This is a genomic window from Candidatus Thiothrix putei (genome assembly GCA_029972225.1).
Classification (GTDB): Bacteria; Pseudomonadota; Gammaproteobacteria; order Thiotrichales; family Thiotrichaceae; genus Thiothrix; species Thiothrix putei.
This window is the reverse complement of sequence record CP124756.1, coordinates 3,562,261-3,585,257: the sequence shown is the minus strand read 5'-3', so window position 1 is coordinate 3,585,257 and position 22,997 is coordinate 3,562,261. Positions and strand designations below refer to the sequence as shown.

Annotated in this window: 20 protein-coding genes; 14 read left to right on the top strand and 6 right to left on the bottom strand. The window is 48.2% G+C overall.

Annotated elements, in window-relative coordinates; all coding sequences use genetic code 11:
• Window positions 1-64: 64 nt before the first annotated feature.
• The 7 genes from gspE to QJT81_18335 are packed head-to-tail and all read left to right on the top strand — an operon-like array spanning window position 65 to window position 5,806.
• Complete coding sequence (gene gspE / locus QJT81_18365) at window positions 65-1,795, top strand: type II secretion system ATPase GspE (GenBank protein ID WGZ93730.1); 1,731 nt, start codon at window positions 65-67, stop codon at window positions 1,793-1,795.
• Window positions 1,782-3,017 (top strand): type II secretion system F family protein, encoded by a 1,236-nt coding sequence (locus QJT81_18360; GenBank protein WGZ93729.1) that lies wholly within the window; start codon window positions 1,782-1,784, stop codon window positions 3,015-3,017. The genes gspE and QJT81_18360 overlap by 14 nt, the downstream gene beginning before the upstream one ends.
• A 54-nt stretch (window positions 3,018-3,071) precedes the next feature.
• The gene (gspG, locus tag QJT81_18355) at window positions 3,072-3,515 is read left to right on the top strand and encodes a type II secretion system major pseudopilin GspG (GenBank protein ID WGZ93728.1); all 444 of its coding nucleotides are present in this window, start codon (window positions 3,072-3,074) and stop codon (window positions 3,513-3,515) included.
• Window positions 3,490-3,936, top strand: a complete 447-nt coding sequence (locus QJT81_18350) for a GspH/FimT family protein (GenBank protein ID WGZ93727.1) — start codon at window positions 3,490-3,492, stop codon at window positions 3,934-3,936. The genes gspG and QJT81_18350 overlap by 26 nt, the downstream gene beginning before the upstream one ends.
• Entirely contained in the window at window positions 3,920-4,315 is a 396-nt protein-coding gene (locus QJT81_18345; GenBank protein ID WGZ93726.1) for a prepilin-type N-terminal cleavage/methylation domain-containing protein, read from the top strand. The genes QJT81_18350 and QJT81_18345 overlap by 17 nt, the downstream gene beginning before the upstream one ends.
• A complete protein-coding gene (locus QJT81_18340) occupies window positions 4,312-4,929 on the top strand; it encodes a prepilin-type N-terminal cleavage/methylation domain-containing protein (GenBank protein ID WGZ93725.1) in 618 nt (205 codons plus the stop codon). The genes QJT81_18345 and QJT81_18340 overlap by 4 nt, the downstream gene beginning before the upstream one ends.
• Window positions 4,919-5,806, top strand: coding sequence for a type II secretion system protein GspK (locus tag QJT81_18335; GenBank protein ID WGZ93724.1), 888 nt, complete (start codon window positions 4,919-4,921; stop codon window positions 5,804-5,806). The genes QJT81_18340 and QJT81_18335 overlap by 11 nt, the downstream gene beginning before the upstream one ends.
• On the opposite strand, the gene wecA is transcribed toward QJT81_18335, so the two are convergent.
• Window positions 5,760-6,911, bottom strand: coding sequence for a UDP-N-acetylglucosamine--undecaprenyl-phosphate N-acetylglucosaminephosphotransferase (wecA, locus tag QJT81_18330; GenBank protein WGZ93723.1), 1,152 nt, complete (start codon window positions 6,909-6,911; stop codon window positions 5,760-5,762). The two genes, QJT81_18335 and wecA, sit on opposite strands and share 47 nt — an antisense overlap.
• A 106-nt stretch (window positions 6,912-7,017) precedes the next feature.
• Window positions 7,018-7,929 (bottom strand): LysR substrate-binding domain-containing protein, encoded by a 912-nt coding sequence (locus QJT81_18325; protein ID WGZ93722.1) that lies wholly within the window; start codon window positions 7,927-7,929, stop codon window positions 7,018-7,020.
• A 230-nt stretch (window positions 7,930-8,159) separates the two neighbouring features.
• Between QJT81_18325 and QJT81_18320 the strand changes: the two genes are divergently transcribed.
• Window positions 8,160-9,638 carry an oligosaccharide flippase family protein gene (locus tag QJT81_18320; protein WGZ93721.1) on the top strand — a complete coding sequence of 493 codons (1,479 nt, stop codon included), beginning with the start codon at window positions 8,160-8,162 and terminating at the stop codon, window positions 9,636-9,638.
• A gap of 30 nt (window positions 9,639-9,668) precedes the next feature.
• Here the strand turns inward: QJT81_18320 and ettA are convergent, their stop codons facing one another.
• The gene (gene ettA, locus QJT81_18315; protein ID WGZ93720.1) at window positions 9,669-11,333 is read right to left on the bottom strand and encodes an energy-dependent translational throttle protein EttA; all 1,665 of its coding nucleotides are present in this window, start codon (window positions 11,331-11,333) and stop codon (window positions 9,669-9,671) included.
• 29 nt (window positions 11,334-11,362) lie between these two features.
• Window positions 11,363-11,554, bottom strand: a complete 192-nt coding sequence (locus tag QJT81_18310; GenBank protein ID WGZ93719.1) for a hypothetical protein — start codon at window positions 11,552-11,554, stop codon at window positions 11,363-11,365.
• A 128-nt stretch (window positions 11,555-11,682) separates the two neighbouring features.
• Between QJT81_18310 and QJT81_18305 the strand changes: the two genes are divergently transcribed.
• Entirely contained in the window at window positions 11,683-12,258 is a 576-nt protein-coding gene (locus QJT81_18305) for a Uma2 family endonuclease (GenBank protein WGZ93718.1), read from the top strand.
• Window positions 12,259-12,302: 44 nt separating this feature from the next.
• Here the strand turns inward: QJT81_18305 and cpsG are convergent, their stop codons facing one another.
• Together cpsG and QJT81_18295 are read right to left on the bottom strand one after the other, a co-directional pair.
• Complete coding sequence (gene cpsG, locus QJT81_18300; GenBank protein ID WGZ93717.1) at window positions 12,303-13,667, bottom strand: phosphomannomutase CpsG; 1,365 nt, start codon at window positions 13,665-13,667, stop codon at window positions 12,303-12,305.
• Window positions 13,668-13,692: 25 nt separating this feature from the next.
• The gene (locus tag QJT81_18295) at window positions 13,693-15,051 is read right to left on the bottom strand and encodes an exopolysaccharide biosynthesis polyprenyl glycosylphosphotransferase (GenBank protein ID WGZ93716.1); all 1,359 of its coding nucleotides are present in this window, start codon (window positions 15,049-15,051) and stop codon (window positions 13,693-13,695) included.
• Between the two features lie 31 nt (window positions 15,052-15,082).
• Between QJT81_18295 and QJT81_18290 the strand changes: the two genes are divergently transcribed.
• Genes QJT81_18290 through QJT81_18270 form a run of 5 tightly spaced genes read left to right on the top strand, consistent with a single transcriptional unit; the run spans window position 15,083 to window position 22,992 of the window.
• Complete coding sequence (locus QJT81_18290) at window positions 15,083-16,027, top strand: glycosyltransferase family 2 protein (GenBank protein ID WGZ93715.1); 945 nt, start codon at window positions 15,083-15,085, stop codon at window positions 16,025-16,027.
• Between the two features lie 7 nt (window positions 16,028-16,034).
• Window positions 16,035-16,865 (top strand): ABC transporter permease, encoded by an 831-nt coding sequence (locus QJT81_18285; GenBank protein ID WGZ93714.1) that lies wholly within the window; start codon window positions 16,035-16,037, stop codon window positions 16,863-16,865.
• Window positions 16,855-18,192, top strand: coding sequence for an ABC transporter ATP-binding protein (locus tag QJT81_18280; GenBank protein ID WGZ93713.1), 1,338 nt, complete (start codon window positions 16,855-16,857; stop codon window positions 18,190-18,192). Before QJT81_18285 ends, QJT81_18280 begins: the two co-directional genes overlap by 11 nt.
• Window positions 18,192-18,881 (top strand): class I SAM-dependent methyltransferase, encoded by a 690-nt coding sequence (locus QJT81_18275; protein WGZ93712.1) that lies wholly within the window; start codon window positions 18,192-18,194, stop codon window positions 18,879-18,881. The genes QJT81_18280 and QJT81_18275 overlap by 1 nt, the downstream gene beginning before the upstream one ends.
• 7 nt (window positions 18,882-18,888) lie before the next feature.
• Window positions 18,889-22,992 carry a methyltransferase domain-containing protein gene (locus QJT81_18270; GenBank protein ID WGZ93711.1) on the top strand — a complete coding sequence of 1,368 codons (4,104 nt, stop codon included), beginning with the start codon at window positions 18,889-18,891 and terminating at the stop codon, window positions 22,990-22,992.
• Window positions 22,993-22,997 lie beyond the last annotated feature (5 nt).

The window sequence follows — 22,997 nt, the reverse complement described above, 5'->3', positions numbered from 1 at the left end:
TGCTTGCATGTTTCCCTCCTATCCCTAAAATGGGGTCGCATTATAATAATAAAGAAATACTATCATGCAGGTTGCGACATCCCATGCTCCAGCCGCACTGTTTGGCGAAAGGCTGGTCAAACTAGGCAAATTAAAACCCACTGATCTTGAGCGTGCGTTGCGAGCGCAGGCAGAAATTCGTCAGCCCTTAGGTAGCGTGCTGGTACGCTTAGGTATGCTTACCGAACAAGAGGTTGCGTTTGTGCTGTCGCGTCATTTGAATGTGCGCATGGCATTGAGCAAAGACTACCCCTCATTACCCGTCGAAAACCCCGGCATTGCCATCAATTACATGCGTAATGCTGAGATTGTTCCCTTGCAGGCAGAAGACGACCGCTTGGTGGTGGCCATGTCCAACCCACAAGATGAATTTGCCCGTCATGCCATTTGCATGGCAAGTGGTAAATTAGTTGAACCCTTGTTAGGGCTTCCTACCGAAATTCGTGCCAATATTGAACGCTTGTATGGCAGTGACGCCAGCAAAAAAGAGGCCGGTGGTGGCGATGACGATTTCGAGATTACCAGCCAGGATCATAATTTGGATGACATCGAACACCTGAAAGACATGGCGAGTGAAGCGCCGGTTATTCGTCTGGTGAACCAAATCATGACCAATGCGATGAGCCAACGCGCCTCTGATATTCACATTGAACCGTTTGAAACCCATCTGAAAGTCCGTTACCGGATTGATGGCGTGATTCACGAAGTCGAGTCTCCCCCGCCACAACTGACCGCCGCGATTATTTCACGTCTCAAGCTTATGGCACGACTCAACATTGCTGAACGTCGCTTGCCACAAGACGGGCGCATCCAGTTACGGGCGCAGGGCAAAGAAATAGACATGCGGGTGTCTACGGTTCCTACCATGCACGGTGAAAGTGTCGTCATGCGTTTGCTGGATAAGCACAGTGTCAAACTTGATCTGAATACCCTGGGCTTTTCCGATGATAATTTGCGCAAAGTGCAACAGCAATTGGATGCCCCCCACGGCGTGATTCTGGTGACAGGCCCTACGGGATCAGGAAAAACGACCACGCTGTATTCTGCCTTGACCCAATTGAATACGCCTGAAAATAAGGTCTTAACGGTTGAAGACCCGGTGGAATACGAACTCGAAGGGATTAACCAGATTCAGGCTAACCCCAAAATTGGCCTTAATTTTGCGGATGCCTTGCGTTCCATCGTGCGTCAAGACCCGGACATTATTATGATCGGGGAAATGCGCGACGTGGAAACTGCCCGCATTGCGATTCAATCGGCTCTTACGGGTCACTTGGTCTTATCCACCTTGCACACCAATGATGCTGCCAGCGGCATTACCCGGCTCATGGATATGGGAATTGAGGATTACCTCATCACCTCAACGGTGAATGGGATTCTTGCCCAGCGTTTGGTGCGGCGTCTTTGCCCGCAATGCCGCGAATCGCATCCGGTATTGCCGGAAATTGAGCAGGAACTCGGTTTGCGTCACTATCAACCCGAAGGCGAATTGCGTTTGTGGCACGCCAGAGGCTGTAGCGCGTGTGGCAATTCTGGCTACAAAGGCCGTAGCGCTATCCACGAAGTGTTAGTTGTCGATGACCCGTTGCGCCGTTTGATTCTTAAGCATGAAGACGCCGGTGTATTGCAAGAACAAGCCCGTAAAAGCGGAATGCGCACCATGTATGAAGACGGCTTGCTCAAAGCGCTCAAAGGGGTAACGACGTTGGAAGAGGTGTTGCGCGTGGCGGAGGAGACCCCGAATGCCAACGTATAGCTACAAAGCCATTACTCCGCAAGGCGTGGCGAAAGAGGGCACACTGGAAGCGACTAATGAAGCGCAAGCCGCCGAAAGTCTCAATGCGCAAGGGCTGATTCCCATCAAAATCAGCGCGGGTAAATCCGCTGCTTCTGTCAGTGCGCCAAATACTGCCAGTAAAAAATCCAGTGGTTTCTTTGCCAGTAAAGCCGTGAGTCAGCCCGATATTATGGCCTTGACTCAGCAACTTTCCACCATGTTACGTGCGGGTTTGCCGTTAGACCGTGCCTTGGGTATTTTGCTGGAAATCGGCGATAAACCGCCGGTGATTGCGTTGGTGCAAGGTATCCAAAACAGTGTGCGCAGTGGTAAACGCTTTGCTGATTCATTGGAAGCTAGCGGTAAGTTTTCACGCTTTTACATCAATATGGTGCGGGCAGGTGAGGCCGGTGGTTCGATTGATGATGCGTTGGCACGTTTGGTCGAATACATGGCAAGGGCGAAAGAGTTGCGTGGTACGGTGATTTCCGCGCTGATTTACCCTGCGATTCTCGCTTTCGTGGCAGTGGTGTCGATTTTTGCGTTGCTCACCTTCGTTGTGCCGCAGTTTGCACAAATGTTTGGCGATATGGGGGCGGAGTTGCCAACGATTACCAAGGTGGTTATGGGTGCTGCTGCGACGTTACAGCATTATTGGTGGGCAGTGTTGGGTGGCTTTTTGTTGATTTTGTTGGGGGTTCAGTACGTTTTTAGCAATGAAAAGGCTCGGACTGGATTGGATCGCAGCATGTTGCGCTGGCCCATTGTTGGCGATTTGATTGGCAAGATCGAAACGGCTCGTTTTTCGCGTAGCCTTGGCACCTTGCTGCATAACGGTGTGCCGCTCTTGGGGGCGTTAAAAATTGCGAAGAATACCGTCGGCAATCGGGTGATGGCAGCGGCTGTCGAAGAATCAGCGGATAGCCTTAAGCAAGGCGAAAGCCTGACCCGTACATTATTGGGCAAAGGCGTGTTTCCTCCTTATGCCTTGCACATGCTGCGCGTGGGTGAGGAAACGGGGCGTATGGAAGAGCTGTTACGCGAAGTCGCTGATATTTACGACGATGAAGTGAAAACGTCGGTGAAACAGATGTTAGCACTGTTGGAACCGGTGCTGATTCTGGTCATGGCGCTTTCCATTTTGGTCATTATTGGTGCGGTGTTATTGCCGATGATCAATATGGCTGATTTGGTGAAATAGTTTCCTAAGAAAATCACAAACTATTGAAAGATAAATAATAACAAGGAGTTAATAATGCAATCCAAGTCTCAACAATACCCGTCTGTGCAACAACGTGGTTTCAGCCTGATTGAGCTGATGATCGTGTTGGTTATCCTCGGTTTAATCGCGGGGATCGTCGGCCCACAGGCGATGAAATACCTCGGCAAAGGCAAAAGCCAATCCAGCAAAGTGCAGATTGAAAATATCAGCGCGGCACTCGATATGTACCGTTTGGAAGTGGGTAGTTACCCCACCACGGCGGATGGCTTGAAAGCGTTGGTAGCAGCACCGTCGAGTGCGCGTGGCTGGAATGGCCCTTACCTGAAAAAAGGTGAAGTCCCTAAAGATGCCTGGAACAATGACTACCAGTACAAGCGCCCCGGTAGCAACGGTCAACCGTATGATCTGATTTCCTTGGGTGCGGATGGTGTCGCCGGGGGTGAAGGCGAAGATGCCGATATTACGCTCTGGAAATAAGGGGTTCACGCTCCTTGAAGTCCTGCTGGTGTTGATCATCGGTGGGTTATTGATGGGCGTGGTGGCTACTTCGTTGTCTGAAGGGCCCGTCTTGCGTAAAAGTAGCCGGGAGGTGGCTGCCAGCTTGCGTCATGCGCGGGCGCAAGCGGTGATGCGTCAACAGCCTACCTTGTGGAAGATGAATGTCCAGGAAAAACGTTTCTGGATTGATGGTGGTGCTGCCGATGCCGACCGCCAATTCAGTACGGCGATTACCGCCAAAATCAATACCAGTGCTGCTGAAGTTGATACCGCTAAGCAAGGCGGTATTCGCTTTTTTCCTGATGGCAGTTCCACGGGTGGTTCGGTGGAATTGACACACAATCAACAGACCTACAAGGTCAATGTGGAATGGGTGACGGGGCGTGTCTCAATCCAATAAAGGTTTTTCCCTGCTGGAAGTTCTCGTCGCTTTTGTGGTGATGGGGTTAGTCGTGGGGGTGTTACTGCAATTGTTTGGCTCTGCGATGCGCAGTGTGGCACTGGCGGATGAATACAGTTTCGCCGTGCAAGTGGCAGAATCGCGCCTTGCCGCCGTCGGCAGTGAAATTGAAGTCGAAGAGGGTAACGTCAGTGGCACTGAGCCGGGTTCTGCTTACCGTTGGGAAGTCCAAATGTCGACCATCGAACTCAGTGAGGCACTGGAAAAAATGCCGCTGCCATTACAACTCTATCGTGTCGAAGTGGTCGTGACATGGAAAAGTGGTGACAGTGCTCGCGAATTCCACCTGTCATCGTTACGTTTTGGTGAGCAAACATGAAGCAACGTGGCTTCACTTTGCTGGAAATGCTGATTGCATTCGCGTTAGTGTCCTTGTTGTTCCTCGCCTTGTTTGCCAGTTTCAATACGATTGGGCGCAGTTGGGATGCAGCCGATACCCGCATGAACAAAACCGAAGACATGCGCCTTATCAGCGATTTTTTACGCCGTCAGTTAAGCCAAGCGATGGTGGTGAAGATTGCCGGTGAAAAAGAGGCGAAGGTGTATGCGTTTGAGGGAACGGCGACGTCGTTACGTTATGCCGCACCCTTGCAACCGTTGCAGCATCAAGGGGGCGTATTCCTGATTGAACTGAATATCGTGGCGGCGAAAGAAGGTAAAAAGCTGGAAATGCTGTTTGCACCTTATCGCCCCGAATTGACGTGGGACGATGCCTTTGCAGAAGCCGAACCCGTGTTGGTATTCGAGGGCTTGCAAGCGGCGGCTTTTGAATATTTTGGCGCAGAAACGGAAGGTGAAGACCCTGATTGGGTATCTGACTGGGAGGATAAGCCGCGTTACCCCGATATATTGAAGCTGACCTTGGCAGACCCAGAACGTGCATGGCCTGAGATGTTGGTGGATTTGCCACAGGTAAGTGATTATGCAAAATAAACAATCCGGCGTTGCCATGATCGTTGTGTTATGGATGATTATGGTGATGATGACGCTTGCTGCCAGTCTGTTATACGCGACCCGTACCGAAACCAGTATGGTGGATTACGCACGGCGCAGTGCGCAAGCGCGTGCTGCTGCGGATGCGGCGGCGCATTATGCGGTGTTGCAATTGTTCCTGCCAAATAAAGAGCGTGATCTCAAGCTAGGTGGTGCGCCGTTGTTGTGGGAATACGAGGGCATGAAAGCCGAAATCCGGGTGGTGGGTGAAAACGGCTTGATCGACATCAATTACGCCAGCCGTCCGTTGCTGCAACTTATTCTGGAGCAAGCGGGCTTGGATGAGCAAGCGACCCAAAACATGTTGGATATTCTGGAGGATTTCCGTGATGTGGACGATCTAAGGCGTGTCAACGGTGCAGAAGATGGTGATTATGAGAATGCCGGTTTGCCATTCGGGGCGAAGGATGCGCCGTTTGAGCGTATTGAAGAATTACAACAAGTGTTGGGTATGACACCACCACTTTATCAGGCATTGACTCGTTTTCTGACAGTCAACTCCGGTGCTGCGGGTATTAACCCAATGCTTGCCCCACGTCAGACCTTGTTGCTGTTGGCAGAAGGGGATGCAGCAAAAGTTGATGCTTACATGCGTCAGCGCGAGGAGTCTGAAGGGCAATACGTGCAGCCGGATTTCGGTGGGGCTTTCCTTGATGCCAGTCAACAACCCTTATACCGTATGCAAATCAGAGTCTACACTGACGAAACCGCTCCCCCGTATTTTGAGGAGCGGTCGTTACGCCTAAGACCGGGGCAAACCCCGCCGTTTATTAATTATTTCCGTATCTTGCAAGAATCTTCCGCGCAGTTTGAGTAAGTGAGGCTGCTTCGAGCCAGTTTTTCAGACTGTCTTTTTCAGCATCAACCAATGGCGCGACCATCAGCAGATAAGCCAAGAAGGTCAGTAAAAAACCGTAGAACATTACGCTGGCGCTGGTTTGCAGGTATTCGGTGAGGATACCAACACTCGCTAACACTAAGGCTATGGCAGCCATGGTCAGTAATGTTGCGCCTTTACTCATGCCGATATTTAACAGCAGATGATGCAAGTGATCACGCCCGGCAGCAAAAGGTGAGCGGCGATCCCGTAGGCGTACTAAAATAACACGCACCATATCCATCAGCGGTAGCGCAATCAGCCACAATGCTGTTACTGGGCGGAACGCTTGCTGAGTAGTATCTTGTGTGCCTTCAATTAACAGCCAACTGATGGTTAAGCCAATCAGCATAGAGCCTGCATCTCCCATGAAAATCTTTTCTTTAAACGGTGGAAGTACCAAGTTATTCAGTAAGTATGGAACCAGTGCGGCAACAAAAATCACACTGACGCTCAAGAGATGTGCATGAGTAGATAAGCCAAATAACATAACCAAGCTAAGTAATGAAACCAAGGCGACAGAACCTAACAAGCCATCTATACCGTCAATCATGTTAAAGGCATTGATAACTCCCAGTACAATCAACACAGTGAAAGGGTAGCTGAATACACCTAAGTCGATTTCACCTAGCCCTAACAAGTTACCGAGATTTGCCAGGGATACGCCACTGCCAATGCACAGTGCTAACGTTAGGGTAATTTGCATGGCGATGCGTAATTTGACGGAAAGGTCTTCCGCATCATCGGCAACACCCAATAACACGATACCTAAAGCACACAACAACCATGTAGTGACAGCGACGTCGTTGGGTACTGTGAGTAATACAGCCGCAGAGACACCGAGAAATACGGAGATGCCACCGATGAGTGGAACCGCACCAATATGCTGTTTGCGGCCTTGGGGAATGTCAAGCAAATGAGCGCGATAAGCGACGGGCTTGAGTAAATGAAGCGCAATCCATGTCACGCACAGGCTTGTTATCAATGATAGTATAAGCATGGTGTCCTCGGGAAAAGTAGTGTTCCTGAGGATGTTGTATGCCATGCTTATGCAGTTTGCTTATGCCGCTTGCTCAAAATGAATGATAAGACCGATTAGTGGAAATTGCCTTGTATAAAAAGCCGATGGGCGGATCAGCCAGTATTGGGGATCAAACCGCTTCCAACAGTTTTAGCCAAGTTGTTTTGATGAAGGCTCCCAGTTGTTTAAACTCGACTTCACGAGCACTACCCCGCCGCCAAGCTAAGCCAATCTCTCGATAGCTTTCGTCTTGTAATGACCAGATTTTGACATTTGTGCCGGTGAGTAACGTGGAACCTTTGACCATTTCCGGTAAGTAGGATATGCCCAAATCGGCGTCTACCATTTGTGTCAAGGTGAGTAGGCTGCTGGCGGTGAAGCGACTGATCTTATCCATATCTTGCAAATGGCAGGCAGAGAGCGTGTGGTCGCGTAAGCAATGACCATCTTCCAGTAGCAAAATACTTTCCGGGTCGAGGTCGTTAAAAATGTGGTGCTTGGGGCGGGTGTGCCGGGTGTCTTCGCGGCAGGCTAAGAAAAATCTGTCTTTAAACAATGACATCACCTCAACATTGCGTAAGGCATAGGGCAGGGCAATAATGATGAGATCCAACTCACCATGCATTAGTTTTTCGTAAACCCGTTGAGTAATGTCTTCGCTTAAATACAAGCGCAAGTTTGGAAACTGCTGGCGTAGGGGAGGTAAGACTCTGGGCAGCAGAAAAGGTGCGATGGTTGGAATAATACCAACACGCAGTTCACCTGTTAGGGGGGCATGGTTACTGCGGGCCAATTCCACAAGATTTTCAATATCCCGCAAGCAACGCCGTGCTTCCACTGCAATTTGCCGTCCTACATGCGTGACAGTGACATTTTTATTCGTTCGGTCAACCAGTTGTACTTCTAAGGTGGTTTCCAACTCACGAATAGCCGTGCTGAACGCTGATTGCGAGACAAAGCAGGCTTCAGCGGCCTTACCAAAATGTTCGTGACTCTCTAGGGCGATAAAGTAGCGCAATTGCTTAACGGTTGGCAGATTCATGGCAACCTCTTCAGGGCTGAATATATCGGTTTTGGGACTTGCTAATAAGATAATATTCTATTTTTTGTATGAGCGCACAAGGTTTTTATAGGTGGCTTGCCTTTGGTCGATTTTCTTAAGGGTAATATCTCTATTTATTTTTTATTTTTGTAAAAGTTTGTGAAAATTTAATTTCAAAAAATAAACGAACCTTTATTGCCGATAAAATTTTTAAAAAGACCAGAGTAAGTATGCAAAATACACAACGGAATGTTATTTTTAGCGTCATTGGCTATGTTTTGCCGCTATTGGCTGCCTTGGCTACCATTCCCGTCATGGTGATGAGGCTGGGTGTTGATTTGTATGGTTTATACGTTATTTGCACTGCGTTGATTGGTTTTATGACATTGGTGGATTTAGGTGTTGGTCAATCAGTTATCAAATACGTGTCAGCTTACGAAGTCAGCGGTGAGCATCATAAGGTAGAGCCAGTCTTGGGTGTGGCCTTGCTGGTCTACGTCATGATCGGTCTACTGAGTGCGCTTGCCTTGTATGTGTTTGCACCTGCTATTGCCAATGCTTTGTATACAGCGTCTGAAAAGCGGGCGTTAGCTCAGGAAGTCTTGCGCATTACGGCCTTACCTTTGCTATTTAGTTACATTAATCAGTTTTTTCTGAATGTGTGCAAAGCCTATCACCGTTTTGATGTCCCTGCGGTTATTCATAATGCGGGTAATCTTGGGGGGATTGTACTGGCAACGCTGCTACTGTTGTTTGGATACTCGCTGGTTACGGTGATGTGGGGCTATGCGCTCATTCAAGCATTGGCTTTTGTGGCAGGATACGTGTTCAGTCTTAGAATTCTGCCGCGCGGCATTCGGTTTTTCCCCTATTTTCATCGTCTTATTTTTGAGGAAATTGTGTCGTTTAGCTTTTATACCTTTGTGGGCAACTTTGTCAGTTCGGTGGCTTATCGTGCCGATAAATTGCTAATTGGTATGGTGATTGGTACAGAGACAGTAACGTATTATCAGATACCATTTACTATCGCACAAATGGCGAATGGTATTATTCATACTTTGGTGCATATTGCCTTTCCGCGTTTTACCGAGTTATTTACCTTGCATAAACGCAGTGCGTTATTGGCTTTGTACCGAAAAGTTGGTGACATCATGTTTCTGATTAGTATGGTGATTGCGGTGTTGTTGATTACGGTGGGAGGGGCGTTTTTATCGCTGTGGATTTCCCCTGAATTTGCGCAACAAAGTGCGTTGACCTTGCAGATTATCGCCGTATTTTTTTTCTTACACTCCAATACCGTTACCGGTTATTGGGTGTTGCAAGGCGGTGGGCAGGCTAAGTTGACAGCATTGATTGCTGTTATTGGTACGATTGCCTATTTCGTTGGGGTGTATCAGTTGGGAAACGCGTATGCACATAACGGTGTGGCGCTGGCTCTGTTCTTGCTGCTATTGGCAACGCCGTTGCAATACGGCTGGATAGCCAAACACATTGGGCAATATTCTGCGGATTATGCCGTGCGTCTCTTGTTTTTTGGGCTACTGGCTTATGTGATAATTTACCTGCTTGCGCACCTGAATCGTTGGTTGCAACATGACTGGTGGGAAATAGTGGTCAACGGTTTGCTCATGTTGCCGTTGCTGGTATTTGGTGTGATGAAATTATTGGCTGAACGCACCCCACCGAAACCGATAGGCGGCACGAAGTGAAGAAACTTCTGCCGCCTTCTGGCGGTGTTTTTAGGCTTTGAGACGTTTGTACTTAATACGATGCGGATTCAAGTCATTGCCGTGGCGACGCTTGTAATCTTCCTCGTAATCGCTGTAATTGCCTTCAAACCACGTCACGGTGGAGTCACCTTCAAACGCGAGGATGTGGGTGGCAATCCGGTCTAAGAACCAGCGGTCATGCGAGATCACCACAGCACAGCCGGGGAAGTTGAGGATCGCTTCTTCCAGCGCCCGTAAGGTTTCCACATCGAGGTCGTTGGTCGGTTCATCCAGCAGCAACAGGTTGCCGCCTTCTTTGAGCAATTTCGCCAGATGCACGCGGTTGCGTTCCCCACCTGACAAATCGCACAGGCGTTTTTGCTGTGAATCCCCTTTGAAGTTAAAACGTCCGCAATACGCCCGTGACTGAATCTGGTAACCGCCGACCGTCATAATGTCGTGTCCGTCGGCAATTTCCTGGAACACGGTTTTGGTGGGGTCGAGGTCGTCGCGGAACTGGTCAACGTAAGCAATTTTGACGGTTTCGCCGACTTTGAATGTGCCTGCATCCGGCTGTTCCTGCCCGGTAATCATGCGGAATAGGGTGGTTTTACCCGCACCATTCGGGCCGATGATGCCGACGATACCGCCTTTGGGCAGGCTGAAGCTGACGTTTTCATACAGCAAGCGGTCGCCGAAGGATTTGCTGATGCCATTGGCTTCGATCACCAAATCGCCAAGGCGCGGGCCGGGAGCGATGTAGATTTCGTTGGTTTCGGCGCGTTTTTGGTAGTCGCTGGAAGACAGCTCTTCAAAGCGCTGCATCCGTGCTTTGCTCTTGGCATGACGACCTTTGGGGTTGGAACGAACCCATTCCAATTCCTGTTTCATGGCTTTCTGGCGGCCTTGCTCGGCTTTGCTTTCTTGCGCGAGGCGATTTTGCTTTTGCTCCAGCCACGAGGAATAGTTGCCTTCCCACGGGATACCTTGCCCACGGTCGAGTTCCAGAATCCAGCCTGCCACGTTGTCGAGGAAGTAGCGGTCATGGGTGACGGCGACGACAGTGCCGGGGAAGTCTTGCAGGAAGCGTTCCAGCCATGCAACGGATTCGGCATCCAAATGGTTGGTCGGTTCGTCAAGAATTAGCATGTCGGGGGAAGACAGTAGCAGGCGGCACAGTGCCACACGGCGTTTTTCACCGCCGGAGAGGGTGGTGACATCGGCATCCCACGGGGGCAGGCGCAGCGCGTCGGCGGCGACTTCGAGGGTGTGTTCGAGGTTGTGCGCGTCGGCGGCTTGCAGGATGTTTTCCAAACGGGCTTGTTCGGCGGCGAGTGCGTCGAAGTCGGCATCGGGTTCGGCGTAGGCGTTGTAGACTTCATCGAGGCGGGCTTGCGCATCCTTGATGACTTTTAAGCCTTCTTCGACGTTGCCGCGCACGTCTTTGGTGGGGTCAAGCTGTGGCTCTTGCGAGAGGTAGCCGATATTGATGCCGGGTTGCGGGCGGGCTTCGCCGAGGATGTCGGTGTCGATGCCTGCCATGATGCGCAGTAAGGTGGATTTACCCGCGCCGTTGTAGCCGAGTACGCCGATCTTCGCGCCGGGGAAGAAGCTGAGGTAAATGTCTTTGAGAATGTAACGGTTCGGCGGGACGACCTTGCCGACACCGTTCATGGTGTAAATGTACTGTGCCATCCAATGCTCCAGAGTGCGGAAAACGCTAATTATGCGGGATGTGGGCGGGTCATGGTATGGTTGTCTTGCAGTTTTGGCGCATCTTCTCCGACCAGCACGGGTTTGCCATCTTGCCAAATGACGGCGTATTGACCAAGGCGTTTTTTGCGGTCTAGGGCTTTTTCGACGGCTTTACGCATTACATCCAGCATTTGTTGGGTGTCTTGGGATGGTGTGTTCATAATCCGGCTTCCTTCAGGAGTTGTTGATTTTTGCACAGTTTATCAGGCGTGTCATGTTTGCAAAGTGCCTGCCCCAAAACCAGCGGCTGTGCTATGTTTGCGGTGTGCCTGCTTTGTGGAGAACAGCAATGTCTACTGCCGAAAAATTGGAAGAACGTTACACCTACGCCGATTATGCCCGCTGGTCGGAAGATGAGAGTTGGGAGTTAATCGACGGTATCGCTTATGCGATGGCTGCGCCGTCCCGTATTCATCAGGAAATCGTGTTTGAGTTGGGCGGACAGATTCGTAATTACCTGCAAGGTAAATCGTGCCGAGGTTATGTTGCGCCGTTCGATGTGCGTTTGCCACGTCAAAATGAGGCGGATGACAAGGTAGACACCGTGGTTCAACCCGACTTAACCGTGATTTGTGACCGCTCCAAATTGGATGATAAAGGCTGTCGAGGTGCGCCGGATTGGATTGTGGAAGTGTTGTCACCCGCCACCACGCTCAAGGATATGCACACCAAAACCCGTTTGTATGAGCAGCACGGCGTGCGTGAATATTGGATTGTGCATCCCACCGAACGCTGGGTCATGGTGTATACCTTGGATGAGGCAGGCAAGTACAGCCGCCCCTCCGTGTATGGCATGGACGAGCCGCTTGCCCTGCAAGTCTTGCCTGATCTCAGCATTGATTGGGCATTTGTGGAACAGATTTAGCGTAGGCGGAGTGTAAGGGCGGTTCACGAACCGCCCTCATGGGATTAGAAAAAGCGGCTGATGTTCGCAACTTGTTCTTGCACCAGCGCCATATCCTGACGCGATTCCACATTCAAGCGCAGCACAGGCTCGGTATTAGAACCGCGCAAGTTGAAACGCCACTCGGCAAATTCCATGCTCAAGCCGTCGGTGGTATCAATCACCAGCGGTTGCAATGCCGCGAAATGTTCACGCACGGCAGCGATGCACGCTTTCACATCGCTAACGTGGAAATTGATTTCACCACTGCATGGGAATTTGTCAATGCGTTCACTCACCAGCGTGGACAGTGTTTGCCCTTTCACGCTCATTAATTGCGCTACCAACAACCACGGAATCATGCCGCTGTCGCAATACGCAAAGTCGCGGAAATAGTGGTGCGCACTCATTTCGCCGCCGTAAATCGCATCTTCCAGTCGCATCCGCTCTTTGATGAAAGCGTGCCCGGTTTTGGATTGAATCGGTACGCCGCCCGCCGCTTCTACCACGTCAATCGTATTCCAGGTCAGGCGCGGATCGTGGATGATTTTTGCACCCTGATGCTGTTGCAAGAACGCTTCTGCCAACAAGCCGACGATGTAATAACCTTCGATGAATTCGCCAGTTTCGTCGAACAGGAAGCAGCGGTCGAAATCGCCATCCCACGCAATCCCCATATCGGCGTTATGCGCCAACACCGCATCGCGGGTATCGGCACGGTTTTCCGGTAGCAGCGGGTTAGGGATGCCGTGCGGGAACGTGCCATCCGGCTCATTATGCACCTTGATAAAGGTAATCGGCACTTGCAGGCGTTGGCATTCGGCTTCGAGCGCATCCACGACGTGACCCGCCGCACCATTGCCCGCATTCACCACCAGTTTCAGCGGCTTGATTGCCTTGAGGTCGATGTAACCGAGCAAATGTTGCACGTAATCGGCAAGGCAGGATTGTTGTGTGAGTGTGCCGCGTTGGGTGACGGGTGGAAAGTTGTTCTCTTCCGCCATGCGCTGAATGTCTTTCAAACCGGTGTCGCCACTGATGGGGCGTGAACCTTCGCGCACCAGCTTCATGCCGTTGTAATCCATCGGGTTATGGCTGGCGGTGACTTCAATGCCACCATCTACGCCAAGGTGGAAGGTGGCGAAATAAATCTCTTCCGTGCCGGTCATGCCGATGTCGATAACGTTAACGCCTGCATCTTGCAAGCCATTTGCCAACGCCAACTTCAAGGTTTCGGAAGTCAAACGCACGTCGCCGCCGACCACGACTTGCTTGCCTGCGCCGATAAATTCCCCATATGCCCGCCCAATGCGGTAAGCCACGTCGTCGTTAAGCTCGTCCCCTAGCTTGCCGCGAATGTCGTAGGCTTTGAAACAGGTGAGTTTTTGCATGTGTTATGTCTCTTGGTTGCTACTTTTAATAACTGCCTTTGCGCAGCAGCACCGCTACAAAGGTTTTGGTTAGGATGATTAAATCTAATTCGAGTGACCAGTTGCGCACGTACCAGACATCCAGTTGGACGCGTTCCTCATAACTCAACTCGTTGCGCCCGCTGACTTGCCACAAGCCCGTGATGCCCGGTCTGACTTGCTGGTAATAGTCGATGTATTCGCCATAATCAACGATTTCTTCTGCCACAATGGGTCTTGGGCCGACCAGTGACATTTGCCCGCGTAACACGTTGATCAGTTGCGGGAGTTCATCCAGAGAGGTACGCCGCAAAAAATGCCCGACGCGGGTAATACGCGGGTCATTTTTGAGTTTGTGGTCACGTTCCCATTCTTCACGCGCTTCGGGGTCAGCGGCAAGGATTTTTTCCAGTTGTTCGGCAGCATCTGGGCGCATGGTACGGAATTTGTAGATTTTAAAGACGTTGCCGTCTTGCCCGACACGCTGTTGCTTGAAAATGGGTTTGCCATCCGTCGCCCACCATACCCACACGTACAAACCCAATAAGAATGGGGAAAGCAGCAGGGTTAGCAAGAGCGCCAACATAAAGTCGGAGACGTGTTTAAAGGCACGGTCACTGTCACTCAACAGGTTATTGCGGACAAAGAAAATCAAGCCTTTCTGGTTAATGGAGTTGAAAACTTCAGCATTAAACATCGGTAGTGAAGTCATGCGTGGCACGAGCAGGATACGTTTTACTTTGTGCTGGATTTGATCCATGAGGTAGAACATGCGCTCCATGCCAGTGTTTTCCAGCATAATGATGGTGGCGAAGAAGTGCTCTTTTTCCAGAATGTTGGTGACGATGGTTTGCAAACCTTCGGGCGAATAGTGGTTAATGTTCACCGTTGCCGCAATGTCAAAACCAAACGGATTGTCAGCCGCTAACCATTGACGTGAATCTTCACAAGCAGTCTCGTCACAAATAACGAGTACCCGCTCACGTAGCAACGGGTGTTGCAGACAACGCCGTTTTAGGTAGTAAATCCAAATAGGTAGCAGCAGGTTAAGGCTAAAAAATACCAGAATAATGAGACGTGAATACTGATCAGACTGTTTGAGCAATGACATCAACGCAAAGTTGATGATTAGCGCAATGCTGTTGCCTTTGAGAATGAGCCAGGTTTCTGAAGTCGTTACCATGCGCCGTGTCAGCAGGCGCAGGTAGAAGAAAATCAATAAGTAAACCATGATCTGCCATAGATACTTACTGGCTGGGTGGGCGTGAGCATCAGGGATGAGCCATTCTGCTATCCCACGTGCCAGTAATAGGTTGAACAGCAACAGCAGGGTATACAGAGTGAGCTTGAACAGGATATATTTCATGGTTTATTGATAGAAAAGAAGTCATTGTGTCTTGAATCCGAGTACCACCCCAACGGTTGCTATCCTGCTCTGTACTTATAATGGTCAGCGTTATTTGCGTGACCAGTTAGATTCAGTGGCTGCTCAAACCTATCCACACTGGGTGATGTGGGCGTCTGATGATGGCTCGCAAGATGATACCCTCTCTATTCTGGCTGAGTATAGAGCAAAATGGTCGCAGGAGCGTTTGTCTGTTGTGCATGGGCCAAGCAGCGGCTTTGCAGCTAACTTTTTGTCATTGGCTTGTAATCCAAGTATTCAAGCTGATTATTATGCTTTTTGTGATCAGGATGACATTTGGGACTCTGACAAGCTTCAACGGGCAGTAAATTGGCTATCTTCCGTGCCAGCAAACATACCAGCTTTGTATGGCTCCCGTATGCATTTGGTCGATGAAAATAACATTGGCGTTAGCTTGTCACCACTGTTCACTCGTCAACCGTGTTTTGTTCATTCTTTAACACAAAACTTTGCTAACGGTAATACCATGGTTTTCAACCATGCTGCTTGTAACTTATTGCGGACTGTTGGTCATTCGGTCACTGCGGTTGCACATGATTGGTGGCTATATCTGTTGGTTGCGGGGGCGGGTGGTAATGTTTTCTATGATTCTAGGGCTTACTTACGCTACCGCCAGCATAGTACTAATTTGATTGGGATGGAAACTCATTGGCTAACGCGAATGTTACGCTTGCAGACAGTACGTGCTGTATGGCAAGGTAAGTTTAGGAACGGAAATGACGGTCAGTTACGCTCATTAATGTGCAATCGTGGTATTCTTGCCCCGCGTAATCAACAGTTACTAGATAAGTTCTTTCGGGCAAGAAGCCGTTGGTTACTCCCTCGATTGCTGGGTTTCTGGCAAGTCGGTATTTACCGTGAGCCGCTGTGGAGCCATTTGGGGCTTATCGCTGCTGCTCTATTAAAGAAGATTTAATGTATTCATGAAATTATATCAACCCCTTTCTGTTAGCCCACTGGCAATTGTGCAATCTGTATGGAGTAACCGTCAGCTTATTTGGCAAATGAGTAAGCGTGAAGTGTTAGGGCGCTACCGTGGTTCAATGATTGGTCTGGCTTGGTCGTTCTTTAACCCTATTTTCATGCTGGTGGTTTATACGTTTGTTTTCAGCGTTGTGTTCAAAGCTCGTTGGGGTGTGGATACGAACGCGAATCAAGGGAGTTTCGCTGTTATTTTGTTTGCCGGGTTGGTAGTGCACGGTTTATTAGCAGAATGCTTGAACCGAGCACCTAGTTTGATTTTGTCTAATGTTAACTATGTGAAGAAGGTTGTGTTTCCTTTAGAGATATTGCCTTGGGTTACTTTGATATCGGCTTTGTTTCATACCGGTATTAGTGTGTTGATACTGTTAGTGGCGGAACTGGCATTAATGAACCATGTGCCGTGGACAGTATTATTACTGCCGCTGGTATGGTTACCCTTTGTGGTAGGGATCATGGGTGTTAGCTGGTTTTTAGCGTCACTCGGCGTATACCTAAGGGATGTAGTACAAATTACTGGGCTGTTAACGACTGTGTTGCTGTTTATGAGTCCTGTGTTTTATCCGTTATCCGCGTTGCCAGAAAAGTTTCAGGAGTGGCTCTTATTGAATCCGCTGACGTTTATTATTGAGCAAACCCGTCAGGTGGTGATTTGGGGAAATTTGCCGGATTGGAGTGGACTGTTGATTTACGCACTATTTGCGAGCATGACGGCATGGTTAGGCTTTGCATGGTTTCAGAAAACACGCCGAGGGTTTGCGGATGTCCTCTGAGATTGCCATCAAGGTTGAAGGGGTAGGAAAAAACTACCACATTTACGACAAGCCACATCACCGCTTACTGCAAATGTTTGCCCGTGGAAGTAAGCAGTATTGCCGCGATTTCTGGGCGATCAAGGATGTGTGTTTTACTGTACGCAAGGGTGAAACCGTAGGTATTATTGGGCGTAATGGCTCTGGAAAATCCACCCTGCTGCAAATGATTTGCGGCACATTAACCCCCACGATCGGTACGATTACTGTGAATGGGCGAGTCGCTGCCCTTTTGGAACTGGGTGCAGGTTTTAACCCAGAATTTACCGGACGGGAAAATGTCTATATGAATGCTACCATGCTGGGATTGAGTCGTGAGCAAATTGACGCACGCTTTGCGCAAATTGCTGCATTTGCGGATATCGGCGATTTTATTGAACAGCCGGTAAAAACCTATTCCAGTGGGATGTATGTGCGCTTAGCATTTGCGGTAATTGCACATGTGGATGCCGATATTCTTGTCATTGACGAAGCCTTGGCAGTGGGAGATGCTTTTTTCACACAAAAATGTATGCGTTTTCTGCGTAAGTTCATGCAAACAGGAGTTGTGATTTTTGTTAGTCATGATACTAGTGCTGTCATTAATTTATGCAGTAAAGCTATTTTGCTTAGTGATGGAACGATTACCAAAATAGGTAAACCAAAGGAAGTAACACAAGATTATCTTTCGATGTTATATGAATCGAGCCAGAATGTGGATGGAATTCAAACTGAAGAAAATTTTAAGATAGATAACAAAATATATGATCAAGATGAATATAATGATATGCGTACAAGTCTAGTCAACTCGTCTACTTTGCGTAATGATATTGAAGTTTTCAATTTTGACCCTGATCAAGCTGGATTTGGTACAGGTGATGCTAAAATAATATCAGTACGGATTCTCGATCAAAATAGAGTGCCTTTTTCATGGATTGTTGGTGGTGAGAGTGTGATGTTAGAGATCCGGTGTTTGGCACGTAAAGAGATTTTTCGTCCAATAATTGGTTTCGTATTTAAGGATCGTCTTGGCCAAACAATTTTTGCTGATAACACATTTCTTGCGTATCGAGATGTTCCTCTTTTCGTGAATGCAGGGTCTGAAATTATTGCCCGCTTTGACTTTCGACTACCGATATTACCTCCTGGTGATTATAGTATTGATGCCGCTCTAGCTGAAGGAACTCAAGATAGTCACATTCAGCACCACTGGACGCATGACGCGCTGATTGTTCGAGTACATACGAGTTCAATTTGCTTTGGGTTAGTTGGAGTCCCGATGAAAAAAATAGTTTTGGAAGCTCACTGATGCAACTTTTTTCTGAATTATGTCCCATATGTGGTGGAGAAGATTTCTCGACAACTGTTGTACTTTGGCCTCAACTTATTAATGCTTGGCAATTGTCCGAAAATGAGGCTGAATATATTAATCGCCAACAAGGTTTCCATTGCAGACAATGTAATAATAATTTACGTGCAATGAGTTTATCAGCTTGTATTCTCAAAGAGCTTGGATTCAAAGGAACCCTTAATCAGTTTTGTGAGTCTATGAGCGATATAAAAATTCTTGAAATAAATGCTGCTGGAAATTTGACTCAGTTTCTTGGAAAGCTACCCTTACATAGACTGATTGAATATCCACAATTTGATATGCAGAATCTTGATATTGAGTCTGAGAGCATTGATTTGGTGGTGCACTCCGATACGTTGGAACATGTGCCTAATCCAGAGAGAGCTCTCTCTGAATGCCGTCGGGTGTTACGTTACAATGGAAAATGTATTTTTACAGTCCCAATCATTGTTAATCGCCTGAGTCGTTCACGAGCAGGTCTAGCCCCTAGCTATCATGGCCAATCTGGTATTCTCGCGGATGATCAATTGGTTTTCACTGAATTTGGTGCAGATGTTTGGCAAACTGTTTTGAGGGCTGGGTTTAACTCTTGCGAAATCTTTTCGCTCGAATATCCGTCAGCTCTGACAATAGTTGCGAGGAAATAAGGTTTTTATGAATTTTACAGGCGAGCGCTATATACCTACTGAGCAAGGCAGAATCCGCATGGAGCATTACCATCGGTACGCCATGGTACTTGAGCTAATCAAAGGAAAAACGGTGCTAGATGTTGCGTGCGGTGAAGGGTATGGCTCAGCTATGATGGCTGAGGTTGCGCATAGCGTTATTGGTGTTGATATTTCGCATGAGGCCGTAGCTCACGCATCCGAAACGTATGAAAAAAAGAATCTCCAGTTTCAGCAAGGCAGTGCGGTAAACCTCAACTTTTCTGATAATACGTTTGATGTTGTTGTTTCCTTTGAAACCATTGAACATCTCGTCGAACAAGAACAAATGCTTGCTGAAATCAGACGAGTGTTACATTCTAACGGCATTTTTATCATTTCTTCCCCCAATCGTCCTGTTTATTCGGAGGAAAGTGGTGAACACAATGAATTCCATGTCAAGGAGCTGGATTTTCAGGAGTTTGATACCCTGCTCCGCACGCAATTTTCCTTGATTCAATACGCAGGGCAACGTTTACAGATAGCATCCGTTATTCAACCACTGGATATAGCACCCGATACTGCCTCGGTTTGGTCTGATAACGGCAATGACTTGAATGCTAATGCGGGTATTCTGCAAAGTCCCATCTATTTCATAGCGGTGTGTGGCTCTGCAATGAGTCCCTTACCAGACCTGAAAATGTCCACACTGTACCCAGAATCCTTAGATCTATTGAAACATTATGTTGGCTTTGCACGGTGGGCGCAAGCCTTGGAAAAAATCGTTACAGAACGTGACACACAAATAGTTAATTTTCAGCAAGCAATTGTTAATCTTCAGCAAGCAATCGTTGAACGCGATAATCACATCACAGGTCTATTAGCCAGCTACTCATGGAAAGTAACTGCCCCGTTACGTAAAGGCAAAGAGCTAACGATCTTATTTTTACCGAAGCTAAAACACTTCATTAAAATCTTGCTCGCTGAGGTTAAACGATACTATTACACCTTGCCAGTTAGCTGGCAGCTTAATATGAAGCGTTACGCTAAAGCTGGTTTACGGTTTATCAAGCACTGGTATCAGGCGCTCCCGTTCAGTATCGAGACTAAATCTAAACATCGGCAGTGGATTGCCAAACTATCCCCGCGTATTTTAACTGCTACTGGCAGCCACCCCGGAACGTTACCGGCATACACTTCGCCATTGCTCCAGTCACCACTTGCCCGCAGTACATTAGCAAATCCGAAAACATTAGTGATTCCGTCTTCGGAAAATCCGGTTATTTCTATCATTATTCCGATTTACGGAAAAATAGATTATACGATCAGATGCATTGCCTCGATTTCTCTGAATCCACCGAATACTGCCTTTGAAATCATCGTCGTCGACGATTGCTCGCCTGATGATTCTTACAATACCTTGTCCGAGGTCAATGGCATTCGTCTTATTAGAAATGCGCAAAATCAGGGTTTTATTCGTTCTTGCAACAATGGCGCACATCATGCTATTGGCGAGTATTTATTGTTTTTAAATAATGATACTGAAGTCTTTCCCGATTGGGCAGATGAATTATTAAGGACTTTCCATGAATTCCCTGGTACGGGTTTAGCGGGTTCTAAACTGGTCTATCCTAACGGACTTTTGCAGGAAGCGGGTGGTATCATTTGGCAAGACGGTAGTGCTTGGAACTTCGGGCGTTGTCAAGATCCAACCTTGCCCGTTTATAATTATGCGCGAGAGGTCGATTACTGTTCGGGCGCGTCTATTATGATTCCTAAGGACTTATTCAACGAGCTGGGAGGTTTTGACGAGCTTTATACACCGGCTTATTGTGAAGACAGTGACCTTGCTTTGAAAATCCGCGATAAGGGCTACCGGGTTATTTATCAACCGCTATCCGTTGTCATTCATTATGAAGGTATTACGTCTGGGACAGACTTAACTCAAGGAGCTAAAGCCTATCAAGTTGTGAATACTCAAAAACAATTTGAACGCTGGAACAATCGACTCAAGTTGCATCAAGCACCAGGGCAACACGTGGATCAGGCAAAAGACCGTGCCGCCACCCGTCGGGTTTTATTCATTGACCATTGTACCCCAACACCGAATAAGGACTCTGGTTCAATTGATGCCTATAACCACATGCTGCTACTGCGGGAAATGGGTTTTCAAGTGACTTTTATTCCCGAAGACAATTTCTTCTACATGCCGGAATACACCCCAGCATTACAGCGTGTTGGCGTTGAAATGCTCTACGCTCCGACGGTCACTAGTGTTGAACAACACGTTAAAGAATATGGCTCGCGTTATGATTTGGTTTTTCTAAACAGGTTAGCGGTCTTTGAACACCATATAAAAACCATTCGGCGCTATTGCACGAAAGCCAAGGTACTCTTCCACACAGTCGATTTGCACTTTTTGCGGGTAGCACGGGAGGCTGCGTTACACCAAACCTCATCCTTAACACAACGGGCAGAGGACATAAAACAACGTGAAATCAATGCCATTCTTACCGCTGACATTGCCACGGTCATCAGCACGGAAGAGCTTGAGCTGTTAAAACCTCTGCTTGCGAAAGATGTCATCCGCTTATTACCCTATTCACGGCAACCGGGTGGTATGACCACAGGATTCCAGGGACGCAAAGACCTAGTATTCGTTGGCAGTTATCAGCACGCGCCCAATGTTGATGCTGTCAAATACTTTGCCGAAACCGTCATGCCATTGCTACGCAAGCAACTACCACAGGTACGTTTCTATGCGGTTGGCAGCACGCCACCGCCTGAGATTCAAGCACTTGCATCGGACGACATTATTATCACAGGTTTTATCGAAAATCTAACCCCGTTGCTGGACAAAATGCGTCTATCTGTAGCACCGTTGCGCTATGGAGCAGGCATCAAAGGCAAAATCGGCAGCGCCATGAGCGTCGGTTTACCTGTTGTTGCGACCACTATTGCCATAGAAGGTATGGGGCTTACGGATGGCGAAAATGTTGTCGTAGCGGATACACCACAAGCGATTGCTGATGCGATTAGCTTACTATACCATGACGAAACCCGTTGGAATCAAATTAGCCAAAATAGCCAATTTTTTGCAGAAAAACACTGGGGTGCAGCCGCTGCATGGCTGATTTTAGCGGATATTGTTACGGAACTGGGAATGCCCGTCACACGTAACACATACCCGCTATCCTTGTATTCAGAGTTTTTGGCAGTGCCGACACCTATGCCAAATACGGCACTATTACCTGTTGGTTCAGCACACGATCAACAACAATATCAGGAACTGCTTAAGCATTCGACGATAAAAGACCATCAAGGCCTCGCCCAGCAGTATTTGGCACAGATTGACAGTGAAATGTTTACCGTGAATGGTTTTTGTGTGCCTTGCAACCGCAACGTCTCATTGTTAGTAGATGCACAATTTGGTGGGCAATATCTAACCACCGGATGGCAGCCAAACTGGCGAGAACGGCTTGAGTGCCCCCTGTGCAAAATGAATAATCGCCAACGCCTCATTGCAACCTTGATCCATCAAGCATTAGCCAACACAGCGGGAAAAAGCCTTTATTTCATGGAACAAGTTACTCCGATTTACCAATGGGCAGTCACGACGTTTCCACAGCACCAAGTGATAGGGAGCGAGTACTTAGGGCATCAATATGCCTCTGGAAGCACAATTAATGGTATTCGGCACGAAGATGTTGAAAACCTTAGTTTCGCGAATGAAAAGTTTGATTTCATCATTAGCAATGACGTCTTCGAGCACGTGCCACACCCTGCTCAGGCATTTGCAGAATGTGCGCGAGTCCTCAAGCCCCAAGGTATCATGTTAGCGAGCATTCCCTTTCATGTTGATCAACGTACTTCGGTAAATCGTGCACAATTACTAGATAAGGGAAGATTAGCCCATCATTTACCCCCGATGTATCATGGCAACCCTATTTCAGCAGAGGGTTCGCTGGTATTTACCGATTTTGGATGGGATATATTGAATACTCTGAAAGATGCCGGTTTTTCTGATGCGACTATTGACATGTATTCAGCACCAGAATATGGGCATTTGGGTGATGTGCAACTGATATTTAAGGCAACTAAACTAAATAACTAGTCGTC